The sequence below is a fragment of the Brevibacterium paucivorans genome (assembly GCF_016907735.1).
GTDB classification, from domain to species: domain Bacteria; phylum Actinomycetota; class Actinomycetes; order Actinomycetales; family Brevibacteriaceae; genus Brevibacterium; species Brevibacterium paucivorans.
In genome coordinates this window covers 397441-417138 of record NZ_JAFBCP010000001.1, presented here as the reverse complement: position 1 = coordinate 417138, position 19698 = coordinate 397441, and the positions used below count along the sequence as shown (strand labels likewise).

The window sequence follows — 19698 nt, the reverse complement described above, 5'->3', positions numbered from 1 at the left end:
GCGACATGGATGACAAGATTTACCCTCCGATCCATCCCGGGGAAATCCTTATGGAGGAATTCCTGGACCCAATGGGCATTACACAGCATAAACTCGCAGTGTCTATCGGCGTTCCGCCTCGACGCATCAACGAGATTGTGCATGGCAAGCGCCGTATCACTGCCGACACTGCCTTGCGTCTCGGTCGATTCTTCGGCACGACGGCGCAGTTCTGGATCAACCTGCAGTCGCACTATGACCTCGATGTAGAGAGTGAAGCGATTGCTGATCAGCTTGAGTTGATCAAGCCGCACCAGGTTGCGTGAATCAGGAATGGAGAAATCCATTCAGGACGGTTGGAATCATAATCGGCACTATCATAATCTGATTCTTGAGCAGTGTCGACCGTCAATGCATACCGCACTCGATGTGGGATGTGGTGAGGGTCTTTTGGCGCAAGCGTTGAGTGCTCGTGGCTTGATTGTGACGGCGATTGATGCCTGTGATGACGTACTAGCTATTGCGCGTCGGCGTGAGCATGGAATCAGGTGGGTGCATGGCGATGTGATGATCCATGACTTTGGGGAACAGCAGTTCGATCTTGTCACTGCAGTAGCAACGGTTCATCACTTGCCGGAGTTTGAAGTGGCGCTGGCCCGGCTACGCAGTCTAGTTTCCCCGGGTGGCACGTTGGTAATTCTCGGTTTAGCCAGGAGTGCGACCACAGTTGACTTTGTCTACGATGTTGTCGGAGCAGTTCAGCACCGGTTCTATGCAAAGCTCCGTGATCACGTAGAAGATTCAGCACCCAAAAAGTTCGAGTTTCCCTTGACTTATCGACAAGTTCGAACACAGGCACGCTCATGCTTGCCGGGGTGTTCCTTCCGGCGACTCCCGTTGTTTCGCTACCTATTGGTGTGGAATCACTCCTGAGTGCGAGTAGAACGTTGCGCATGTTAACTACCAACGGGATTCGGTGGAGCTCAGGTTTAACGTCTAAGAGGGCTGGGGCCTGGTTGCGCGGCCTAGACGACTAATCGAGCAGAGCGCGGTATTGTTTGTGAGCCTTCATCGAGTGAGTTATCGTTTCGGAACCGTCGTCCCAGACGGGAATGACGATCTCGAGTAGTCTCATTGAGGTGTCGAGCTCGAGACGCAACTCCCGCTGAGGGCGCTCCGACGGACTTCCACTTCTAAATGGCATTCTTTAACGCTTCGCGGATTGCTTGCGATCCCGACCATCCGTTTGCCGCCGCATATTTGTCGAGATCTGCTATTTCGCTGGCGGAAAGCCGAATGGAGAAAACTTTCGCAGCGTCCTTGTCGCGCGGTTTCCTTCCTCGACGACGAAGTGCCTCCACGTCATAACCATTATCAGCTTCGGTTACCCACGCATCGATTAGCTCTTCGCTCACAGGGTGTCCGTCGATAGTTTCCATACATATACTCGTAATACGAAAATTGGATTGGTGGCTAGGGTGTGGTTGCTTTCTCTTGACAACCCGTCGAGCTTCTGGTTTAACGTGTAGTGTTATTGACGCACCGCGTCATGCCTGGCACTCTTAAAGTGTGATCAGATCTTTCGGCGACCGTGACACGGAGCTCGTGTGGTTACGTGAACCGGCGCCTAGGATCGATCCGCGGATTCACAAGTCGGCGAACAGGAAGTTGCATCTGCTTGATGCTGCGGTGTCGCTCAACTCGCTTCGTATTCCGCCGGGGAACCGGCTCGAAGCGTTGAAGGGCAACCGTAAGGGTCAGCACAGCATTCGGATTAACAGCCAATGGCGGATCTGTTTTGTGTGGACCGAGGCTGGCCCGGAGAATGTGATCATCGAGGACTACCACTGAGGTGCATGATGACTGAGAAGCTTTACGTGCCGATTCACCCTGGCGAGGTTCTGATGGAAGACTTCATTGAGGGATTCGGCATCACGCAGCACAAGCTCGCTGTGTCTATCGGTGTTCCCCCGCGGCGGATCAACGAGATCGTGCATGGCAAGCGCGCCATCACTGCTGACACGGCGTTGCGTTTGGGGCGATACTTTGGAGTGGAGCCGCAGTTCTGGCTCAATCTGCAGAGTCGCTATGAGCTTGAGCTGGCGCAGGAGCGTGTGGCTGATCAGATAGCCAAGATCACGCCACTACAGGTGGCATGATCAACCGTGCAGTGCTGGCGGAGCTCGTTTCTTGGCAGCGTGCACGCCAGTGGACGCTGGTGGTTCTCAGTGCCGGAACTCGATGGAGCTCAGGTTTAACGTCTGACGTGCACCATTGACACTTCCCATAAGTGGAAGATATATTCTCGTTCTGTGAAGGTTCCCGGCTCACAGTTGACTCCATTTGTGCGCTCCGACGCGGTCGGGGCAATCCTTGCGGAATCCCTGAGTCATCCCGACCGGGAGTTCACGCTGGCTGAGCTCGGCCGCCGCACCGGCGTCAGTAGCCCAGTGGTTCATCGTGAGGTGGGGCGGCTCGTGGAGAGTGGCATTCTCCGGGACCGTCATGAAGGACGCAATCGACTTGTGCGAGCCGATGATGAGCATCCGCTGTTCAGGCCCATGCGCGAGATTATCGAGGCCACCTATGGGCCTGTGCCCGTTCTCCGTGAGCAGTTCGACGGGGTGGAGGGGGTCGAGCGCGTACTGATCTACGGATCCTGGGCAGCCCGACGAGCCGGCGAAGCAGGGCAGTTCCCTAACGATATCGATGTCCTCGTCCTAGGTTCTGCTCCGCGCCGGGTGCTGGCGGCGATCGCTTCCGAAACCGGGGAGCGACTCGATGTGCCGGTGAACGTCACCAGACTTTCCACCGAGGATTGGGAGACGGATGACCCGACGCCGTTCGTGGCGACGTTGCGCTCACGCCCCACCCTTGACGTGATGACTGGGAATCTTCATGTCTGACGTCATCGCTCGGATGCTCGCGAACCGCCGGCTGGAAAGGGTCGCGGTAAACAGGGAATATGCGGTGACAGTGATCGAGATGGCGAAACAACATGTGCGCACCGCTGAGGCGCTGGCCGGCTCCGATGACCAGGCCATGGCGTTCACAGCGGCCTACGACGCTGCGCGCAAGGCGCTCGTCGCCGTGCTGGCCACGAAGGGGTTGCGGGTGCGCCCGGTTGGCGGAGCCCACCGGAACACGGGAGTGGCTGCCGCCGAGTTCATCGAGGACGCTGCACTTGAGGAGTTCGAATGGATGCGCCAGGTGCGGAACGCGACAGAATATCCCAGCGATGATCAGCCGACGGCGACCCTCCAGGACGTCAGGGAAGCAATCAGTGCAGCATCGGCGATCGTTACCGCATGCGAGGTGAATCTTGGCTGAATCGGCCCTCCGAGCATGCGGTTCCGGCACAGGGAGCGCTCCGGCTTCCAACATGGAAAGCGGGATGTCCTCGTCTGCGATCTGCAGGTTGATGAACGAGCCCCAGGAGGGGGCTTCCTCAGCTTGAGGAAGCTCGCGATTAGAACCAGGCCATCTCGGCCGGGTTCGACGAGGCGATGATCGCGGCCAGGGTAGTGGGTCACCCGGGTGTGGCTGCGTGCATTTTCCAAACACAGCACCGAACGCAACGGCTATGCTTAAGGAGTAAAAGCATCGGCTGGAAACCAGCCATCATCCCACCGAGATACCCGCCCATTTAGTTGCGTCGAATCCCCACCTGGGACCAAGGCCGCGACAAGCACGAGAAGATCCCGACGTCCGGGCAGCCGAGCATCGTCGACGAGGAAGAGACTGCCCTCCAACTGGAAATATAAATCTGACAAGCGCAGGAATCCCTGTGCGACATCGAACGCCTCATCGCCGTCGATCTGGCCTGGCTCGTCTCCAGCAAAGCGTTCATGGTTGATAGCAGAAGGAGGTGGCTCTTTTGGCATTCATCATCGTGCGTGGTCTCGATGACCACGTGAAGCAACAGCTCGCATCTCAGGCGAAGGAGCACGGGCGATCCATGGAGGTCGAGGTTCGCGACATCCTGACAAAGGCGGCCCGGCGGCCTCACATAGGCAGGGCTCTTCTGGATGTGGCGCGGGAAGTCGGTCGGGTCGATGAGTTGCCGATTCAGACGCGCGACGATGTCGCAGGGGTGGCGTACTTCGAATGATAGTCCTTCGAGCGCTACTCGTCGTGCTGGTCGTTCCGAGGTGTCTCTAGTGCGCCCTCAGACTCTTCATGCTGGATGCGCGCGACGTGCATCCGGGCGTGAGCGATGGCGTCGAGGGTGTTGTCGAAGGCGTGATTCTCGTGTGCAAGCTGGTCGAAGACGCCGAGTTCGCGCAACACCGGAACGTGCTCGGGCTTCGTTGCGGAAAGTAAGACCCGGGTGCCTCCGCGCTCGAGGCGCCCGATTGTGTCTGCAAGCATCTGGGCGCCAGTGGCGTCGATTGTCGTGACGTAGCGCATGCGGAGCACGACGACCTTGACCCATGAGACCTCAGCGAGCTCGAGGAGGAAGTCGTGCGCCGCGCCAAAGAAGAGTGGGCCTTCGAGGCGGAAGGCGGCGATGTGTTCGTCGAGGAGTTCGCGCTCCTCATCGCTGTGGTCTCCCTTGCTCAGCGGTGTGGCTTCGAACACCACCGTGCGGGCGGCATCGCGCAGTGCGAAGAAGCCCGCCACAACAAGGCCGATGAGCACGGCGACGACAAGGTCGAACACGACAGTGGCGACTGCAGTGATGAGAAGAGTGGCCCCGTCGCCCTTGGTGGCGCGCATCACCGAGCTGATGTTCCGCGGGTGGATCATCTGGATCGCAGTGGCGATGAGCACGCCGGCGAGCGCGGCGAGAGGGATTTCGCCCACCCACCGGGCCGCTGCCAGCACGGCGACGAGCAGGAGTAACGAGTGGAACACCGCTGCCAGGCGTGTGCCTGCGCCTGCCCGCACGTTGACGGCAGTTCGAGCGATCGCGGCAGTCGCGGGAATCCCGCCGAACAGGGGAGCGACGACGTTGGCGATGCCCTGCCCGAAGAGCTCACGGTCGGGGTCGTGCCGATCGCCGACGGTCATCGCGTCGGCGACTGTTGCAGATAGCAATGATTCCAATGCTCCGAGAGCCGCGACGGCGACCGCTGCCAGCAGCAACGAGTCCAGGTGCTCCCACGGGATCTGTGGCCAGCGCGGAGCAGGCAAGGTCGACGGGATGTAACCAATGGTCTTGAGCCCGCTACCTGCCAGCATGTTGATGACCGTTGCGATAGCTACCAACACCAGTGCTGCGGGGAAGCCACTACGAACGCGCGCAGCAACCACAATTCCGGCCGCCACCGCGAGGGTCATCACGGGGCCTGCCATGCCGGAGCGCTGAGCCAAGCCGTGATTGCGTCCCACGCCAACCTGAGGACTTTCTCGCCTTCCGCCTCGACCCCGAGTGCTGCAGGCAGCTGTTGCAGGCCGATGATCACCGCGATGCCAGCCGTGAACCCTTCGACGACCGGTAGCGGCATGTACTTCATCGCCCGCCCAGCACCGGTGACCGCCAGCAATAGCAGCATAAGGCCAGCCAGCACGCCGACGACGAGCACCCCGTCGGCGCCGTGGGTGGCCACGATGGGGATAAGCACGACGGTCATTGCGCCGGTCGGACCGCTCACCTGGACGTTGCTACCGCCGAAGACCGCGGTCAGGATGCCCGCGACGATGGCTGTCTTGATTCCAGCTGCCGCGCCGACGCCGGACGCAACGCCGAAGCCGAGTGCGAGGGGGGGGAGTGCGACGAGGGCCACCTTGAGCCCTGCGGAGAGGTCGCGCCCGATCGTCGTGCGCGACCAGTCCGAGCGGCGCGGTGCGAAACGCAGAGCGCGGGCTCCGAAGCCTTCCTTTGACACGGCGCGTGGGTGGGTCATGGGACTTGCTTGCTCCTTCAAGGCGTCAACGACGCTCAAAGGATACACAGGGTGCCAGCCTGCGACGGCGATACCTTGTCACTGCCCGCGTTTGTTCGGCGGTAAATCTCGAGATCGGGGATGGACGTCGTCAGCGCGGACACGCTCAGCAAGGCTTTCAAGGAAGGCCGTCAGTTCCTCACGGCTGAAGTCGCCTTTGCTCTTGAGCAGCTTCCGGTTTCTCCTGGGTGTATTCGGGGTCTGCATCATTGCGATCCTCTAAGTCAGCAGGCGCGGGCTCGATGAGTGTTTGAACCCTGGTCTGCGCAACCGCCATCTCATTAAATGAAACCGGTATTGGGTGATCTTGGGCGACCTGCCAGAAGTGTCTGCGGGCAGGTATTCTGTACGAAAGTCGTGGAAAGTTCCCGAAAGGTGAATGCATGAAGACTGTTCGCATTGCCATTGCTGTTGCCGCTGCACTGACCCTTGCCGGCTGTGGTTCAGATAAAGCGTCGGTATCAACCGGCGACAGCACACCAGCGCAGGAAGCCCCGAGTGAGGCCACCACGGAGAGCACTCCAACGCAGGACTCTGACGAGCCGCAAAAGCCGAAGGAAAAAGAAAAACCTGCAGGTAAAAACGCGATGGGTGCATCCTTCGATGGCAAGAAAGTCGACCCCGCGGGCTTCGCTGCCAACGGCAAGTACTACTTCCAGACTCAGTCGGGTAAGCACCAGTGTGTGATCACCAGCGAATTCGTCGGCTGTATGCACATGGGTGCCACTCCGCCCAATGCCCCTGAGGTCCAGCAAGCGGATGGCGGTTACGGGCCCGCTAATGCTTCCCGTATGTACGCCGGCAAAAAGGCCGAAATGTTCGGAATGAGCGACACGGAGTTCATGAAGCAGGATGGACAGGCAAAGGTGCTCGGCTACGGCGAAGTTCTGGATGTCGAGGACTTCCAGTGCACTACGGACATGAAGCTCGGTGTCATCTGCATACAGGGTGAACACGGGCTTCAGGTCTCTTCGCAGAAGTACACGCTTCGCTGATTTCGGCAGGGCGTATGTGCGGTCGCATGGCGTGTGAGTACGAAGAATTTCGAATTGTTTAATGTTGGCCGAATGTCATGAGTGTTCGTTACATTAGGCAATAACTTATGTTGCCATTGATGAGTTCGTGGCGCTTAATGCTTAAACAGTACCCCTAGTGCGCTCCACACAGAGCCGCTATTGCAGGTGTAGGGTGTTGCCGAGGGCTGAGGGCGCCCAATTTACTTCTTGTATGGTCTTTCCCGTTGATGAATCACGGATTGGCGCCGCCGAAGAAGCACTGGGGCGCGCATTCACAGTCGTTTTGCGCGAGCGTCTGATGTCGGAGAACGGCGGCGAAATCGACGATACCGATGAGGGATACTGGTTCCTCTAACCGGTGTATGACGATTCCGACCGTCGCCGTCTCGCCCGCTCAGCAGATCACGTAGTGAAAGAAACCGAAACGTGGCGCTCCGAAGCCGACGGATTCCCGCAGAACGCCGTCCCCGTCGCCGAGGACCAGGAGGGCAAGCTACCCGGTGACGACCGCTTTTACGTCTGGGATCACGAACTGCGGGAAACGGAGCCGATCGAGCTTATTTTCGACGAGTGACACTCGCCTGAGTACCAGGCTTTCCACAACCATCGCGCAGACGTTATTCGCATGGCCATCAAACGAGCCCATCCGCTTCCCATGGACTTCGCGGGGGGGGGGATCTAAGTTGGGGTCCGAATGGTCAGCCTCGAACCTATAAGTCGGGATTGCCTACACAAAACTCATTGCCTTCCGGGTCCTGCATAACTGTCCATACGAGTCCCGGTGCCTCGTGGTCACTGAGTGTGGTAGCGCCCAAGGATGTTAGACGCTCCACCAGAGCTTTGCGTTCAACCCCGCCAACGTCGATATGCATACGGTTTTTCCCGGGTGTGGGGCGCTCAACTCGCTGAAACCCCAGAGCTGGTGTGGAATTGACCATTACGAAATCGCCGTAGTCGGCGACGATCTCGCATCCCGTTGCAGTTGACCAGAACTGGGCTAGCTTAGAAGGGTCGTGGCAGTCGAAGGTGACCTGGCGAATTCTGAATGCTGCTTCACTCATGGTTTCCAGTGTATCCGTGGCGACCAGCTCTTAAACTACGTCCGCTGAGCTCGCACCTCTTGGGTGTGCTCGCTCCACATATGTTCCAGCTCGTTTTCGCGACCCTGAACAATTTGTGTTCCGCTTGAACGTGGGCGCCAACGATTAGCGGTGAAAACTGTCTGCAGTACATCGCCGGGCAGCGCGTCAGCCGGTTCTAGAAATTCGCCCCACTCGAGGTCGACATAGTTGGCCAACTTCCGAGGATCATTCCAATGCACCTCTTTGTACACCGCGCTTGTGACGAACCCACTGGCGAAAATGCCGTGATCGCCGGATCCCAGAACAAGCAGAAATACGCGGTCGCCGGGTTGAATCTTTCTGGTGGTACCACCGGTGTTCCACCTGCCGGGTGCACGCTTGCCCTGAGAAGTGAGCTCGATGTTTTGTTTGATCGTCGACTCATCGAGGCCGCCGTACACGGGGTTCCATGTCAGAAGAAACGTGTTCACGTCAGTCAGCATAGTTTCCGGTTTAGCCTCAACTGTTCACCAGCGGTCTTCGATGCCGGATGGAGCCGGTCAGCTAGGCTATCCGCGCATCGAACATCGATGAGACTTTCAGAGCTCGTCGGCGCCTTAATCCAGCACTTCAAAAATGAGGCGCACTGCTTGCGACGCCAGGTGCCCGGCCTGATACTTAAGACATGACAATTTGGACGTTATCCAACGACTGGTTCGATCGACACACCACACAAGATCTCACCTATCGCGTCCGCGTGCGAGCCTTGACACCAGGCGCTTTGGACGCCGCATGGGCACGAATCGTTGAGGAACACGGCGCTGACGAAGACGGTGTTGTTCCGATCGGTGGCGCTGCGCTCATCCGGGTAAACGACCGGGAAGCTGAAGCCATCAGCGGGGGAGAAGATGCACTCGACTCCCTCGAATGGGCAGTCAACGACGTCCTCGGTGAGGCTCTCAAGGGAGCAGAGGTGCTCGTCGTTGCAGAAGAGCGCGCCCTCGTCACCGATGCGGGTGACACGGAACGACAGATTGAGGTTACGGAGGATCGTGCCGACATTGAAGCCGCGCGAGTTTCACGCGCAGAGGTCGAGGCCGACGGTGCGGTTCCTTGGGACGAGGTCAAAGCTGACCTGGATATTGAATGAGCAACCGTACTGATTCTTTACGGTCACACCTCCAGACGCAATAACGGTGGTGGCATTGAATCCAGAACAGGGACGTCAACGTATTTCAGGTCCAAGTTTTCGTCGTGCTTTAGCCTAACGGCAGGCTCTCTCCTTTCGCCAAACCAAACGCGCAAAAAGCAGTGGCACACCGCAAACGCGATGTGCCACTGGCATATGCACGTGATGTCCCCGGCGGGAAACGTTCAGTGCCGTTTAGCCCAGGTTGTCAGTGCGGTTTGGGTCTACGGTGCCACCGTCAACGTTGTCTACGTCAACTTCTTCGTGTGCAACGTCGGTCGAAACGCGTTCGGTGTCCTGCACGGTGCGGGTGCCTACGTGAACGTCTTCGGTTGCAACAGTTTCTTTGTCAACAACTGGACGTTCTTCGGAGAGGGAAACTTCTACTTCCTCTTCACCGACGGTGCCTGCAGGTGCGTCACCAGTAGCAGGGGTGCGCTCAACAACCAGCTCTTCGCGCTCAACAGGAACTTCAACGCTCTTGGTTTCAGTCACAACGTGCTTGCGGAGGCGAACGCGACCAGTTTCAACCTTTTCCTTGCCAACGTTGACGCGTTCTTCGTGCAAGGTGACCTTCTGGTCAGCGTTAACGTCTCCAGCAGCGTGTGCGTCAGCAGCAACACCTTCCTGCGCAGCAACACCGTCGCGGTCAGCGGTTGCGTGTGCGTCATCAGCAACAACGCCCTCGCGCTGTCCGTCTGCAGCACCAGCAGCACCGGCAACGCCAGCAGTTCCAGCAACACCTGCGGTTCCAGCCACGCCAGCTTCACCAGCGCGATCAGCGTCACCAGCTTCACCTGCACGGTCAGCGTCACCGGCTACACCAGCATCAGCGTTGTCGTCCTGCACGCCGTAGTAGCGGTACAGTTCGTTTTCCTGTTCAGGCGACAGTTCGCTGTCTTCGTCAATGTTTGGTGCGTCCTTAACGAAGTCCTTTTCGTAAGGCACGTGGATTTCCTCGCCCTTGAGTTCGGCTTCGTTCAGTGGGATGAAGGTTTCCTTTGTGCCAAAGAGTCCCGTGTTAACGGTGACCCATGACGGGGTGTTGGTGCTGTTGTGCACGTAAACCTGTCCGACCGAGCCGATCTTGTCGCCATTGCGGTCGATAACAGTGGATTTCTGCAGTTCGTCGATGTTGTTCTGGAAAGTCATTGAGCTGGTCCTTTCGAGCGAACGGATGTAGTGGCTGCTATTGGTTGTTGTCAGCCACTGTCTTGGTGAGACGTTTGCGACGTTACGGACGGTCAGTGAACAACTGTTGAACGCGCCCTCCACATAAACTCAACATGGCCTGACTGTTTCGTGAGTACTGGGATCTAGCTCACTCCTCAGGGGCACCTCCACCGTCGCCACCTATGACAAATACGGTCGCCGAGGTCGTTGCCTGCTGGGTGCGACCTCGGACGTCTTTCGGATTGCGAATGACCTACAATGGGACTATGAATCTTTTCCGTGCGTGCCTTGCCGTTGCTGCCATCATTACCCTGGTAGGGTGCGGATCTGCGCAACAGTCCGGCGGTGAGTCGACCGTTGAGAACCAAAGCCAGTCAACGGAAGAGAGCGACGCCGCTCCTTCCGAGTCTGCGCCCACAAAAACCAGCGACATTGTAGACAGTAAATCCGCAAAGAAAGAGCCGTCAAAGCCAAAGACCCCGTTTGCTGAACACTTTGGTGGGCCCAAGGCCAACAAGGCCGACTTTCACGAAAAGCTGATGTACTCGAACGAAGACGCCTACTATTTCCAGACGCCCTCAGAAGTTCACTTTTGCATGATCGCGTCTGATGAAGTCGGGTGCCTGTCCAACCGTTTTCCAGCCGATGTGCCTATGGTCCCCGCTGCAGACGGCGCTCCAGAAGAGCAGCCAGCGAATGCTATTCGTCTGCCAGTAGGCAAAAAGGGTGAGATGTTTGCCGTCAGTGACGCCGCATATCTCAACCACCAGGGTTCGACCTCGGTTCTTGAGTACGGGAAAGTGCTAGCCGTCAAGGGCTTTGAATGCACCACGAATAAGGACCTGGGTGTCATTTGCCGAAAGGACTCGCACGGCATTCAATTCTCATCCAAGAAGTACAAAGTGTGGTAGCAAGGTCAACCATGAACACACCCAACCCTGAGCCCACACCCGGCAGTGGTTCATCGGCTGTCAACAAAGAAGCATCGACCACACCAGAAGCGGCAACCCAGAGCGTCGCCCAGAAACGCACGAAGCTCACCGGGTCAAGCCGCACAGCCATCCTCGGTGCTATGTTCCTCATGGCCACATCCTCGATTGGTCCCGGATTCATCACACAGACTTCCGTGTTCACCGTTCAGCTCGGCGTCGCATTTGCCTTCGCGATCCTTGTGTCGGTACTGGTTGACATTGCTATCCAGCTCAATGTGTGGCGTGTGTTGGGCGTGACGGGTTTACGCGCGAACGAACTCGGAAACCGTGTTCTGCCTGGAATTGGTTGGGTCATGGCCGCCTTTGTGTTTGTAGGCGGTTTGATCTTCAACATCGGAAATATCGGTGGCGCAGGTTTGGGCATCAACGCCATGCTCGGGGTCGACGCGAAAATCGGGGGAGCGGTGTCCGCGCTCATCGCTGTCGTAGTGTTCGTTTTTAAACGGGCAGGCGCAGCCCTTGACCGGATCGTTGTTGCGCTGGGCGCCATCATGATCCTGCTCATGCTGTACGTGGCGATCGTCTCCCAGCCTCCTATTGGCGCAGCGCTGAAGAACACGGTGCTCCCCGAACAAGTGGACTTTCTGGTTATCACCACGCTGATCGGTGGAACCGTTGGCGGCTACATCACCTTCGCAGGTGCTCACCGCCTGATCGACTCCAAGATCACAGGCGCTGAAAACGTCGGTCACATCACCGGTGTTTCGGTCATGTCCGTAATCGTCACAGGAATCATGCGTGTCCTGCTCTTCTTAGCAATCCTGGGTGTTGTTGCCGGAGGTGTAGCCCTGTCGAATGACAACACCGCAGCCGACGCTTTCCGCGCTGCTGCCGGCGAAATCGGTTTGCGATTCTTTGGTGTTGTCCTCTGGGCAGCGGGCCTGACATCGGTAATCGGTGCGTCCTACACGTCGATCAGCTTCGTGACCACCCAAAAGACCAGCGCACGGGTTCGCAGCCTGCTCACCGTAGGATTTATCGTCGTATGCGCGATTGCCTACTTGGCGCTCAACAAAGCACCGCAGACACTCTTGATTTTCGCCGGAGCATTTAACGGCTTAATCCTGCCAATTGGTTTCGCCGTGGTTATCTGGGTTGCGTGGGCCCGCCGCGACCTTCTCAAGGGCTATGCGTACCCAAAGTGGCTCGCAGTGGTGGGAACCCTCACATGGCTCCTCACCATCTGGTTGGGCTGGAACTCGCTTACTGGTATCGCGACCCTTTGGCAAGGATGAGGCTGTCTGGTCTGGCCATGTAATGATGGCTAGACCACACAGTTTGGTTCAATCCGAGGCGGGCTTGACCTTTTCCGTTCCCTCACTTGTTGCCTCAGCAGCCACTTCAGAAGAACCTTGAGCGTCAGCCACCTCGGTAGGCGCAGGACTGTTGAGAAGTTCGCGTAGTTCATCGCGTGACCGTTCCAGGTAACTACGCATCCTTTCTGCGGCCTGTTCGCGTTGCCCTGAATCTACAAGCTGGGCGATTTCGTCGTTGAGTTCCACGTACGGGTAGTGAAAACCGTCATGTTTCGCCGACACTTGAATGAAGACCAAGCGCATAATGGCAAGGACTCGCGTCATCATGTCATCGGCGAAGCTCGACCCTGCGCCCTCAATGATGGTTGCGTGGAAACGTTGGTTTGCGTCTCCTGCGCCGTCATGGTCCTGGGCTTCGCGTGCCAGCTGACCGTCTTGTACGCATTCGTGGAGAGCGTCAATGTTCAACCCACGCGACCAACGTAAAACAGCTGGTTCAAGCAATGACCGCACACGGAAGATTTCGTCGACCAGATCCTCATCTGGCAGTGTTACGTGAACTCCCCGGTGAGGTTGACGCACGATGACCCCGTAGTCTTCTAGAGCAATAAATGCTTCTCGCAGAGTGTTGCGTGAGATTTCGAGTCGACTCGCCAGTTCAACTTCGTTGAGTTTCTCGCCCGGTGGCAGGTGCGCGGTAGAAATCTCGTCGAGAAGTGTTCGGGTGGCGCGTTGATGAGCAGAAACGAAGTTGAAATTCACGTATTCATTTTACGAAATCTCGAACACTAAAAGTGACTCGGCGCGCGTGCCTATGGCGACGAATCTTAGGGTGTTGAGGAAATCTGGGCGATCGTAGTTCCAGCAGGCACGCTGTCACCAGCGTTGATGTTTTCACACGCCACCGTTCCTGCAACCGGTGCTGCAATATTTGATTCCATCTTCATGGCTTCGATGACCGCAATTGTTTGCCCCTTTTCCACCGCTTCGCCGTCCGTGACTTTCCAGGTAACAAAGTTGCCAGCGTACGGACTGGTGACAATGTTCGCTGGTGTGCTGGTATCCGCCGAGGTGTCACGAGGTTTGCACGTTCCGTCGCCCTGGTGAGTTGAATAGGCCATATGTGTGAGGAATTGAGCGGGGAGGCCAAGTTCTACGCGCTTCCCGTTCAGTTCAATGCCGAACCGTTTCAGTGGTTGGTCGGTGCTGTGATCGGCATAGATCTTGCTACCCTCGAATTCGCCTGTGAAATCCTGTTCGATCCACGCGGTGTGTACTGCGAACTCGTCGACGAAGGCTGGGTGTTTCAGAACTGCTTGGTGGAATGGGGCAACAGACGCAACGCCCTCGATGACAAGTTCACGAAAAGCTTGCCGTGCCCGACTGATCGCTTGTGCACGGGTCGCTCCATGCACAATGAGCTTAGCCAACATTGAGTCGTATGCACCCGGAACGGCAGATCCCGTAGTAATCCCAGAATCAACCCGGATCCCTGGCCCTGTCGGGGCTTCAAAACGGGTGACCGTGCCAGGGCACGGAACATAGCCAGCAGCAACGTCCTCGGCGTTGAGACGGAACTCAATCGCGTGCCCGTTTTGGGGCAGCGACCCGTCACGAACCTCATCAACAAAGGACAGTGGCACACCACTGGCAACCCGGAACTGCTCACCAATGAGATCAACACCCGTGGTCATTTCCGTGACCGGGTGTTCAACCTGCAGGCGGGTATTGACCTCAAGGAAATTGATGGTTCCGTCGCGTGCAACTAAGAACTCGACTGTTCCGGCTCCCACATAGCCAACTGCTTCGCATATGTCTATGGACGCTTGGCGGATTTGGTTTTCTTGGCTACTGGTGAGGAACGGTGCGGGTGCTTCTTCAACCAGTTTTTGGTTGCGTCGTTGCAAAGAGCAGTCCCGCAAACCGACAACAACCGTGTTGCCGTGCGTATCAGCAAGAACCTGCGCTTCAACATGCCGTGGCTTCACTAAGAATTTCTCAACGAAACACTCGTCACGGCCAAATGCAGCCCGGGACTCACGCCCGGCAGCGGCGAATGCATCTTCAACCTCGTGAAGCTCGTGGACGACTTTTAAGCCACGGCCACCGCCGCCAAACGCGGCCTTGATCGCGATCGGTAGACCGTGTTTGTGAGCAAAAGTGTAAGCGTCTTCCCAACTCGTGACCGGGCCATCAGAACCGGGAGCCAGGGGTGCGCCGACACGCACTGCAATATCTCGTGCTTTCACCTTGTTGCCAAGGGTTTCGATCACATCAGCCGATGGTCCAATCCACGTCAGACCAGCTTCGGTGACCGCGGCTGCGAACTCAGCATTTTCGGACAGAAATCCGTAACCAGGGTGAACGGAGTCGACCTGCGCGCGGAGTGCGATCTCGATGATCGCAGGAATGTTCATATATGTGTCCGCTGGGGTTATCCCAGGGAGGCGGTACGCTTCGTCGGCGATCCGAGTATGCAGGGCGTTAGCGTCAACGTCAGAGTACACTGCAACAGACCGCAGACCGTTGTCAGCTGCTGCGCGGGCAATCCTCACCGCGATCTCTCCACGGTTAGCGATAAGAACAGACTGTATCGTCACGTTGGCTCTCCTGGAACGTCAATGAGGTCGAAGTGTACGTGGGCGCCCGGTGAAAGCTGGGCTACGAGGTCTAAGTCTTCTGCCACAACGGTTGCGATGACAGGGTATCCGCCGGTGACAGGGTGATCTGCCACAAACAGCACCGGTAGCCCTTCTGGTGGGACCTGAATGGCCCCGGACACTATACCTTCGCTAGCGTGTTCCCCCTTATCGCTTGCGCGTTTGAGCCCACGACCGCCCTCGTCAGGATTGAGCCGAAGCGCGATCCGATTAGACGTTGGGCTGACGGTCCACGTTTGTGAGGCAAGTGTGTCGAGCTCACCAGGTGCGCACCAGTGTGCACGCGGGCCAGGAACAGCGCGTAACGTAACCGAATCAAGGTGGGCAGGTAAGGTGCTGGGTTCGGGTTCTCCCACAGCTGCGGGCGCAGGGTCTGGATATAGGCGGAGCTTCTGACCAACACCAATAGGGTCGGGGCCCAGTTTGGAAAGCGTGTCGGTAGCGGATGACCCCATGACAGTGGGAGCGGCACAACCACCTCGGAAAGCAATGTAGTTACGTGCTCCGCATGTGGGGGTGCCTAACGCGAGTTCGGCACCTGCAGGAACCGCAAGCGGGGTTCGCAGGGGAGCTGGTCGCCCATCGATTGTCAGTGGTGTGTGCGCACCTGTAACTGCGCACGTCAGATCCGTTTCAGCGTATACAGTGAACCCGCCAAACAAGCACTCAATGACTGTGGAGCGTGAATGATTGCCCACCATACGGTTGGCTTGACGCGCGGATCCTCGGTCCAATACTCCGGACGTTGAGACGCCCACATCGCCGTGCCCCACGCGACCGAGGTCTTGAAAGAGAGCCTGTAGCCCCACCTCGGTCACGGTTGCTACGTGCTCCCCACCCGGAACGGAAACCGCCGAGGTGGTCCGCGGCTTCACATCGATACGTTCCGTGACAGCGCGGTAGCGAACCGTGTCGCCCGGACGGATGAGGTTAGGCGGGTTCTCCGTTTCATCCCAAACCGGGGAAGGGGTGGTTCCGATCAGTTGCCACCCGCCGGGGGAGTCGATCGGGTATACCGCCGAATAGGGCCCAGCCAGGGCAATGGATCCTGCTGGGACGCGTGTTCGTGGTGACGATTTTCGGGGTGTGTCCCAGATTTGTGAAGCTGAGGTGCAGTAGACGAAGCCTGGGGCAAATCCACAAAAGGCTGCCGTCCACTCCTCCTTGGTGTGGTAGTTGATGAGCGCGTGGGGTGACATGTTGTAAAGGTTCGCGGTTTCGTCGAGGTCTGCTCCGGAATACACCACGTCGATGTCAACGGTTTTGTTGTCGCTTTCCCACACGTGTGGTGGTTGGAGAGTGCGCAGAGTGGTAAACGCCGCGTCGAGGGCTCTGCGTGTATCTGCTTTAAAGAGCAACGTGTTGGCTGCGGCGATGACTTCGATTTGGCCGTCGAGAGGGTGTGCATGCAAATGGGCGTGCCATCTCATGACGGTCTGCATGTCCGGGAGGTCGATGAGGACCGAGCGGGTACCCATGAAGCGAAACTCGGGACTCATATGAAACTTTCTACGGTCACGCCGGCGTCATCGAGTGCCTGGCGAATAGCGCGGGACATGTCGACTGCTCCGGGGGAGTCTCCATGAACACAGATTGATTGAGCGTCGATGCGAATTGTGGACCCGTTGCGGGCTGTCACGGTTCCTTTTGTTGCCATGTCAATGACGCGGGCACACACGTGGTCAACATCGGTGACGACGGCTCCAGCTTCTTTGCGGGACACGAGTGTTCCGTCCGGGTTGTATGCGCGGTCGGCAAAAGCTTCTGTCACAACGTCAATCCCGGCCTTTTGTGCGATTGTTCCCGCAACCGAACCGGGCAAAAGAAGTAGAGGTATGTCGTGTGAAAACGCGCGTACTGCTTCGACGACCGCCTGGGCGTGGGAAGTGTTGTGCACGATTTCGTTATAGAGCGCCCCGTGTGGTTTGACGTATTGCACGTGAGTTCCGTGAGAACGAGCGATCGCATCTAATGCGCCAATTTGGTAAAGCACCTCATCAGCGAGCTGGTGGGGGTCGTAGTCAATGAAGCGACGGCCAAAGCCGGCGGGATCGTTATATGACGGGTGGGCGCCAATCGTGACGTTTCGGCTTGCAGCTGACTTCACTGTCGCTGCGATTCCGTGGGGTGTTCCGGCATGGTAGCCACAAGCCACATTGGCAGAGGAAACGACATCAAGAATCGCGTCATCGTCACTTAGTGCAACGCCGGCGACAGATTCTCCCAGGTCTGAGTTGATGTCGATAGTCGTCATGTTCCGTTTCCCTAAGAGTGTTCTTTCAACGATTCTAGAGTTTTTTGTAGAAGTTTAAACCCCTGAGAGATCTCCCACGACTTACCTTTTTAACGCAATGAGCAGCTTGCCGTGCCGGTCCCGAGGAGGCAGTCACCTGGGTGCGACTGGCACCAGGGTGTTGTGTCGCGAAGAAGGTAGCGGTGTTCTGCGACCCATTCGTATGCACGGTCTTGTAAGGAGTGAATTCCGGGGATCCTGTAGAGCTGTGTGAACAGCCGAGTTCCAAAGGTCACGTCGAGGACTAGGTTGATGGACTCCGCTCCGGAGGCACTGCGGTCGTGAGTGAAGGCCCAAGCAGCTTGCTGTGTGTCAGTTTTAGTGAGACTGAACCGTTCGTGAACGCCGGGCCGTTGAGCGGGGTGCAGTCGGATACGCGCTTTTCTATCAAAGCGCTTGATTGCGTAGGCGGCACGCGTGCAAAAACCGCACTGACCGTCAAAAACAAGGTCGACCAAATCGTGTGGCATGTGGTGATTTCTATTGTGCGGACCGTTTGGACTGTGAGTGTGGAAACCCCGAGGTTCCCGCTGAGGATGCCTAGCGGGAAGCTCGGAGCTTTAGTGAGTCTTACTTCTTGTCGTTTCCAAGCAGGCCGTCGACAGCACCCTTTACGGAGTCTTTGACGTCGTCAAACGTGTCTTTGGCCGAGTTCTTCACATCGTCGAGCTTGTCTTTGAAGTCGGCCTTAGCGGCTTCTGCTTTACCGCGGGTTTCGGTTTCCTTGTCCCCGGTGAGCTTTCCGGCGCCTTCCTGAATCTTTCCGCCCACTTTGTCGGTGGTGTTTTCAAACTTGTCTTCTGCGCTCATCGCGCACCTCCTTCGAGTTTGACACTGCACATTTACGTGCACGCTTCCATCCTATGGGGTGAACGAACCCTTGCTCCTTGAGAGTCCGTCGCAACCGGTCTACGGCCACGCCACGTTCTGACAGTTGCTCTTCGAGCGCGAGGAGTGGGGCATCAAACGAGGGATATGTCGAAAAAACGGCGAAATTTCGACATATCTTCTCAATATGTCGATGAAATCGACATATGTGTACATGAGGGTTCACATCGCCGTCACACTTACTGCGGTAAAGGCGTATGGAAGAGAGTTTTGAGCAGTTCAGAGTTGATGAAGAGAACACTGCGTCCTACACGTTCTTTTGTGAGTAGATTCGCTTCTGCAATCGTATTAAGCCACGTTGAAGCGGTTTGGCGCTTGGCAAGTCCCGCGTTTATGACGTTGTCGATTCGAAGGTATGGCTGGCTGAACATCAATTCAGTGAGTTCTTTTGCGGGCAGTCGTGGGTAGTGGTCGCGGATCTTTTGAGCGGTCTCTTCTCGCATCCGGTCAGTGGTTTCCACTAGCTGTAAGGTCCATTCAGCGGTCGATCTAACTCCAGCCAGCATGAAAAGTATCCAATCTTCCCACTCGCTGTCCTGTGTCACACGGTTAAGAAGTGCGTAGTACTGATCCTTGTTCCGCACGATATGTCCTGAAAGATAGAGGACCGGTAACTGCAGGAGGCCCTTTTCAATAAGAATCAGTAGGTTGAGGATCCTGCCAGTTCGACCATTTCCACCAAAAAATGGGTGTATCGCTTCGAACTGGTAGTGCGCCAGGGCCATAACAACAAGCGGGTCAAGTTGGTGGTTATCGTGTATGAACTCTTCCCACGCGCGCAAATGGCCAAGAATGACATCTTTGCCCTCTGGGGGAGTATAAATGCGCTTTCCGGACGTTGGATTTCCTATATAGGTGCCGGACACGTCACGGATCTTCGCCTGAGCGGCCTGTAAGTGTGAACAAATTTTGACTGCAGTTTGCGTCATGATTGGTCGCTCGTGCAAGGACTCGTAACCTGCGCGGAGAGCTTCCCTGTATCGCAACGCTTCTTTGACTTGTGGGGTGATTTCTTGCAACGCGCCGTTCGCTGCTTTAAACAGCTCGTCGTTGGTTGTGACGATGTTCTCGATTTCACTGGAAGCTTGTGCCTCCATAAGAGGAATCAAGTTGATGAGCATTGTAGGGTCGGGCAAACGCTTGTACGCACCGTCTAGCCGTGCAAGCGCGCGACTAGCCTCAATGGTCGCTTTGAACACGGCAGGTGTTTCGATTTGCTGTTTCGGTGGAAGCGGTGGCAAATCTTGATATGGCTCATTCGGTTGATTCCACATGGGTGTCAGCCTAGCCAAGATATGTCGAA

General features: G+C 57.1%; 26 protein-coding genes. 13 read left to right on the top strand and 13 right to left on the bottom strand.

Going from position 1 to position 19698, the window contains the following annotated elements; genetic code table 11:
- Nucleotides 1–5 precede the first annotated feature (5 nt).
- The gene (locus JOE56_RS02010) at nucleotides 6–305 is read left to right on the top strand and encodes a HigA family addiction module antitoxin (RefSeq protein ID WP_204514603.1); all 300 of its coding nucleotides are present in this window, start codon (nucleotides 6–8) and stop codon (nucleotides 303–305) included.
- 7 nt (nucleotides 306–312) lie between these two features.
- Complete coding sequence (locus tag JOE56_RS02005; RefSeq protein WP_204514602.1) at nucleotides 313–912, top strand: class I SAM-dependent methyltransferase; 600 nt, start codon at nucleotides 313–315, stop codon at nucleotides 910–912.
- Nucleotides 913–1172: 260 nt separating this feature from the next.
- Here JOE56_RS02005 and JOE56_RS02000 read toward each other — a convergent pair whose 3' ends face one another.
- Nucleotides 1173–1418, bottom strand: a complete 246-nt coding sequence (locus JOE56_RS02000) for a ribbon-helix-helix protein, CopG family (protein WP_204514601.1) — start codon at nucleotides 1416–1418, stop codon at nucleotides 1173–1175.
- 130 nt (nucleotides 1419–1548) lie between these two features.
- On the opposite strand from JOE56_RS02000, the gene JOE56_RS01995 reads away from it, so the two are divergent.
- The 5 genes from JOE56_RS01995 to JOE56_RS01975 all read left to right on the top strand — a co-directional run bounded on the left by JOE56_RS01995 (nucleotide 1549) and on the right by JOE56_RS01975 (nucleotide 4090).
- Nucleotides 1549–1830: a type II toxin-antitoxin system RelE/ParE family toxin gene (locus tag JOE56_RS01995; RefSeq protein ID WP_204514600.1), complete on the top strand. Its 282-nt coding sequence runs from the start codon at nucleotides 1549–1551 to the stop codon at nucleotides 1828–1830.
- 8 nt (nucleotides 1831–1838) lie between these two features.
- Nucleotides 1839–2138: a HigA family addiction module antitoxin gene (locus tag JOE56_RS01990; RefSeq protein ID WP_204514599.1), complete on the top strand. Its 300-nt coding sequence runs from the start codon at nucleotides 1839–1841 to the stop codon at nucleotides 2136–2138.
- A 153-nt stretch (nucleotides 2139–2291) separates the two neighbouring features.
- Nucleotides 2292–2885 (top strand): MarR family transcriptional regulator, encoded by a 594-nt coding sequence (locus JOE56_RS01985; RefSeq protein WP_204514598.1) that lies wholly within the window; start codon nucleotides 2292–2294, stop codon nucleotides 2883–2885.
- Nucleotides 2878–3309 carry a HEPN domain-containing protein gene (locus JOE56_RS01980; protein ID WP_204514597.1) on the top strand — a complete coding sequence of 144 codons (432 nt, stop codon included), beginning with the start codon at nucleotides 2878–2880 and terminating at the stop codon, nucleotides 3307–3309. The genes JOE56_RS01985 and JOE56_RS01980 overlap by 8 nt, the downstream gene beginning before the upstream one ends.
- A 538-nt stretch (nucleotides 3310–3847) precedes the next feature.
- Entirely contained in the window at nucleotides 3848–4090 is a 243-nt protein-coding gene (locus tag JOE56_RS01975; RefSeq protein WP_338028602.1) for a FitA-like ribbon-helix-helix domain-containing protein, read from the top strand.
- A gap of 14 nt (nucleotides 4091–4104) precedes the next feature.
- On the opposite strand, the gene JOE56_RS11425 is transcribed toward JOE56_RS01975, so the two are convergent.
- Both JOE56_RS11425 and JOE56_RS11420 read right to left on the bottom strand, forming a co-directional pair.
- Nucleotides 4105–5313, bottom strand: coding sequence for a SulP family inorganic anion transporter (locus tag JOE56_RS11425; RefSeq protein WP_338028601.1), 1209 nt, complete (start codon nucleotides 5311–5313; stop codon nucleotides 4105–4107).
- Nucleotides 5262–5828 (bottom strand): SulP family inorganic anion transporter, encoded by a 567-nt coding sequence (locus tag JOE56_RS11420; protein WP_275577194.1) that lies wholly within the window; start codon nucleotides 5826–5828, stop codon nucleotides 5262–5264. Before JOE56_RS11420 ends, JOE56_RS11425 begins: the two co-directional genes overlap by 52 nt.
- 422 nt (nucleotides 5829–6250) lie before the next feature.
- Between JOE56_RS11420 and JOE56_RS01965 the strand changes: the two genes are divergently transcribed.
- The 3 genes from JOE56_RS01965 (at nucleotide 6251) to JOE56_RS01955 (ending at nucleotide 7457) form a co-directional block, all read left to right on the top strand.
- Complete coding sequence (locus tag JOE56_RS01965; RefSeq protein ID WP_204514596.1) at nucleotides 6251–6862, top strand: hypothetical protein; 612 nt, start codon at nucleotides 6251–6253, stop codon at nucleotides 6860–6862.
- A gap of 232 nt (nucleotides 6863–7094) precedes the next feature.
- Complete coding sequence (locus tag JOE56_RS01960) at nucleotides 7095–7238, top strand: hypothetical protein (RefSeq protein WP_204514595.1); 144 nt, start codon at nucleotides 7095–7097, stop codon at nucleotides 7236–7238.
- 3 nt (nucleotides 7239–7241) lie between these two features.
- Entirely contained in the window at nucleotides 7242–7457 is a 216-nt protein-coding gene (locus tag JOE56_RS01955; RefSeq protein ID WP_204514594.1) for a hypothetical protein, read from the top strand.
- A 136-nt stretch (nucleotides 7458–7593) separates the two neighbouring features.
- Here the strand turns inward: JOE56_RS01955 and JOE56_RS01950 are convergent, their stop codons facing one another.
- A complete protein-coding gene (locus JOE56_RS01950; protein WP_204514593.1) occupies nucleotides 7594–7944 on the bottom strand; it encodes a VOC family protein in 351 nt (116 codons plus the stop codon).
- 35 nt (nucleotides 7945–7979) lie between these two features.
- Complete coding sequence (locus JOE56_RS01945) at nucleotides 7980–8435, bottom strand: hypothetical protein (protein ID WP_204514592.1); 456 nt, start codon at nucleotides 8433–8435, stop codon at nucleotides 7980–7982.
- Nucleotides 8436–8629: 194 nt separating this feature from the next.
- Between JOE56_RS01945 and JOE56_RS01940 the strand changes: the two genes are divergently transcribed.
- Nucleotides 8630–9094, top strand: coding sequence for an XRE family transcriptional regulator (locus tag JOE56_RS01940; protein WP_239530342.1), 465 nt, complete (start codon nucleotides 8630–8632; stop codon nucleotides 9092–9094).
- Nucleotides 9095–9328: 234 nt separating this feature from the next.
- On the opposite strand, the gene JOE56_RS01935 is transcribed toward JOE56_RS01940, so the two are convergent.
- Nucleotides 9329–10285 carry a DUF2382 domain-containing protein gene (locus JOE56_RS01935; RefSeq protein ID WP_204514591.1) on the bottom strand — a complete coding sequence of 319 codons (957 nt, stop codon included), beginning with the start codon at nucleotides 10283–10285 and terminating at the stop codon, nucleotides 9329–9331.
- Between the two features lie 287 nt (nucleotides 10286–10572).
- Here JOE56_RS01935 and JOE56_RS01930 point away from each other — a divergent pair, with 287 nt between their 5' ends.
- Entirely contained in the window at nucleotides 10573–11217 is a 645-nt protein-coding gene (locus JOE56_RS01930) for a hypothetical protein (RefSeq protein ID WP_204514590.1), read from the top strand.
- 11 nt (nucleotides 11218–11228) lie between these two features.
- Complete coding sequence (locus JOE56_RS01925; RefSeq protein ID WP_204514589.1) at nucleotides 11229–12533, top strand: NRAMP family divalent metal transporter; 1305 nt, start codon at nucleotides 11229–11231, stop codon at nucleotides 12531–12533.
- Nucleotides 12534–12581: 48 nt separating this feature from the next.
- Here JOE56_RS01925 and JOE56_RS01920 read toward each other — a convergent pair whose 3' ends face one another.
- From JOE56_RS01920 to JOE56_RS01890, 7 genes are all read right to left on the bottom strand, one after another.
- A complete protein-coding gene (locus JOE56_RS01920) occupies nucleotides 12582–13316 on the bottom strand; it encodes an FCD domain-containing protein (RefSeq protein WP_204514588.1) in 735 nt (244 codons plus the stop codon).
- Between the two features lie 65 nt (nucleotides 13317–13381).
- On the bottom strand, nucleotides 13382–15148 hold the full coding sequence (locus JOE56_RS01915) for an acetyl/propionyl/methylcrotonyl-CoA carboxylase subunit alpha (RefSeq protein ID WP_204516047.1): 1767 nt from the start codon (nucleotides 15146–15148) through the stop codon (nucleotides 13382–13384).
- Nucleotides 15149–15150: 2 nt separating this feature from the next.
- The gene (locus JOE56_RS01910; protein ID WP_204514587.1) at nucleotides 15151–16713 is read right to left on the bottom strand and encodes a 5-oxoprolinase subunit B/C family protein; all 1563 of its coding nucleotides are present in this window, start codon (nucleotides 16711–16713) and stop codon (nucleotides 15151–15153) included.
- Nucleotides 16710–17468, bottom strand: coding sequence for a LamB/YcsF family protein (locus JOE56_RS01905; protein ID WP_204514586.1), 759 nt, complete (start codon nucleotides 17466–17468; stop codon nucleotides 16710–16712). The genes JOE56_RS01910 and JOE56_RS01905 overlap by 4 nt, the downstream gene beginning before the upstream one ends.
- An 89-nt stretch (nucleotides 17469–17557) precedes the next feature.
- Nucleotides 17558–17977 (bottom strand): thiol-disulfide oxidoreductase DCC family protein, encoded by a 420-nt coding sequence (locus JOE56_RS01900; RefSeq protein ID WP_204514585.1) that lies wholly within the window; start codon nucleotides 17975–17977, stop codon nucleotides 17558–17560.
- 100 nt (nucleotides 17978–18077) lie between these two features.
- Nucleotides 18078–18317: a CsbD family protein gene (locus tag JOE56_RS01895; RefSeq protein ID WP_204514584.1), complete on the bottom strand. Its 240-nt coding sequence runs from the start codon at nucleotides 18315–18317 to the stop codon at nucleotides 18078–18080.
- Between the two features lie 257 nt (nucleotides 18318–18574).
- Complete coding sequence (locus tag JOE56_RS01890) at nucleotides 18575–19669, bottom strand: Fic family protein (RefSeq protein ID WP_239530341.1); 1095 nt, start codon at nucleotides 19667–19669, stop codon at nucleotides 18575–18577.
- Nucleotides 19670–19698: the final 29 nt, after the last annotated feature.

What these genes read in the sequence shown, in the direction of transcription:
- JOE56_RS02010 (WP_204514603.1), top strand. Translation starts at nt 6, where the DNA reads ATGGATGACAAGATTTACCCTCCGATCCATCCCGGGGAAATCCTTATG.
- JOE56_RS01980 (WP_204514597.1), top strand. Translation starts at nt 2,878, where the DNA reads ATGTCTGACGTCATCGCTCGGATGCTCGCGAACCGCCGGCTGGAAAGG.
- JOE56_RS01925 (WP_204514589.1), top strand. Translation starts at nt 11,229, where the DNA reads ATGAACACACCCAACCCTGAGCCCACACCCGGCAGTGGTTCATCGGCT.
- JOE56_RS01950 (WP_204514593.1), bottom strand. Translation starts at nt 7,944, where the DNA reads ATGAGTGAAGCAGCATTCAGAATTCGCCAGGTCACCTTCGACTGCCAC.
- JOE56_RS01900 (WP_204514585.1), bottom strand. Translation starts at nt 17,977, where the DNA reads ATGCCACACGATTTGGTCGACCTTGTTTTTGACGGTCAGTGCGGTTTT.
- JOE56_RS01905 (WP_204514586.1), bottom strand. Translation starts at nt 17,468, where the DNA reads ATGACGACTATCGACATCAACTCAGACCTGGGAGAATCTGTCGCCGGC.
- JOE56_RS01895 (WP_204514584.1), bottom strand. Translation starts at nt 18,317, where the DNA reads ATGAGCGCAGAAGACAAGTTTGAAAACACCACCGACAAAGTGGGCGGA.
- JOE56_RS02005 (WP_204514602.1), top strand. Translation starts at nt 313, where the DNA reads ATGGAGAAATCCATTCAGGACGGTTGGAATCATAATCGGCACTATCAT.
- JOE56_RS01935 (WP_204514591.1), bottom strand. Translation starts at nt 10,285, where the DNA reads ATGACTTTCCAGAACAACATCGACGAACTGCAGAAATCCACTGTTATC.
- JOE56_RS01890 (WP_239530341.1), bottom strand. Translation starts at nt 19,669, where the DNA reads ATGTGGAATCAACCGAATGAGCCATATCAAGATTTGCCACCGCTTCCA.
- JOE56_RS01940 (WP_239530342.1), top strand. Translation starts at nt 8,630, where the DNA reads ATGACAATTTGGACGTTATCCAACGACTGGTTCGATCGACACACCACA.
- JOE56_RS01910 (WP_204514587.1), bottom strand. Translation starts at nt 16,713, where the DNA reads ATGAGTCCCGAGTTTCGCTTCATGGGTACCCGCTCGGTCCTCATCGAC.
- JOE56_RS01965 (WP_204514596.1), top strand. Translation starts at nt 6,251, where the DNA reads ATGAAGACTGTTCGCATTGCCATTGCTGTTGCCGCTGCACTGACCCTT.
- JOE56_RS01930 (WP_204514590.1), top strand. Translation starts at nt 10,573, where the DNA reads ATGAATCTTTTCCGTGCGTGCCTTGCCGTTGCTGCCATCATTACCCTG.
- JOE56_RS02000 (WP_204514601.1), bottom strand. Translation starts at nt 1,418, where the DNA reads ATGGAAACTATCGACGGACACCCTGTGAGCGAAGAGCTAATCGATGCG.
- JOE56_RS11420 (WP_275577194.1), bottom strand. Translation starts at nt 5,828, where the DNA reads ATGACCCACCCACGCGCCGTGTCAAAGGAAGGCTTCGGAGCCCGCGCT.
- JOE56_RS01990 (WP_204514599.1), top strand. Translation starts at nt 1,839, where the DNA reads ATGACTGAGAAGCTTTACGTGCCGATTCACCCTGGCGAGGTTCTGATG.
- JOE56_RS01960 (WP_204514595.1), top strand. Translation starts at nt 7,095, where the DNA reads ATGGTCTTTCCCGTTGATGAATCACGGATTGGCGCCGCCGAAGAAGCA.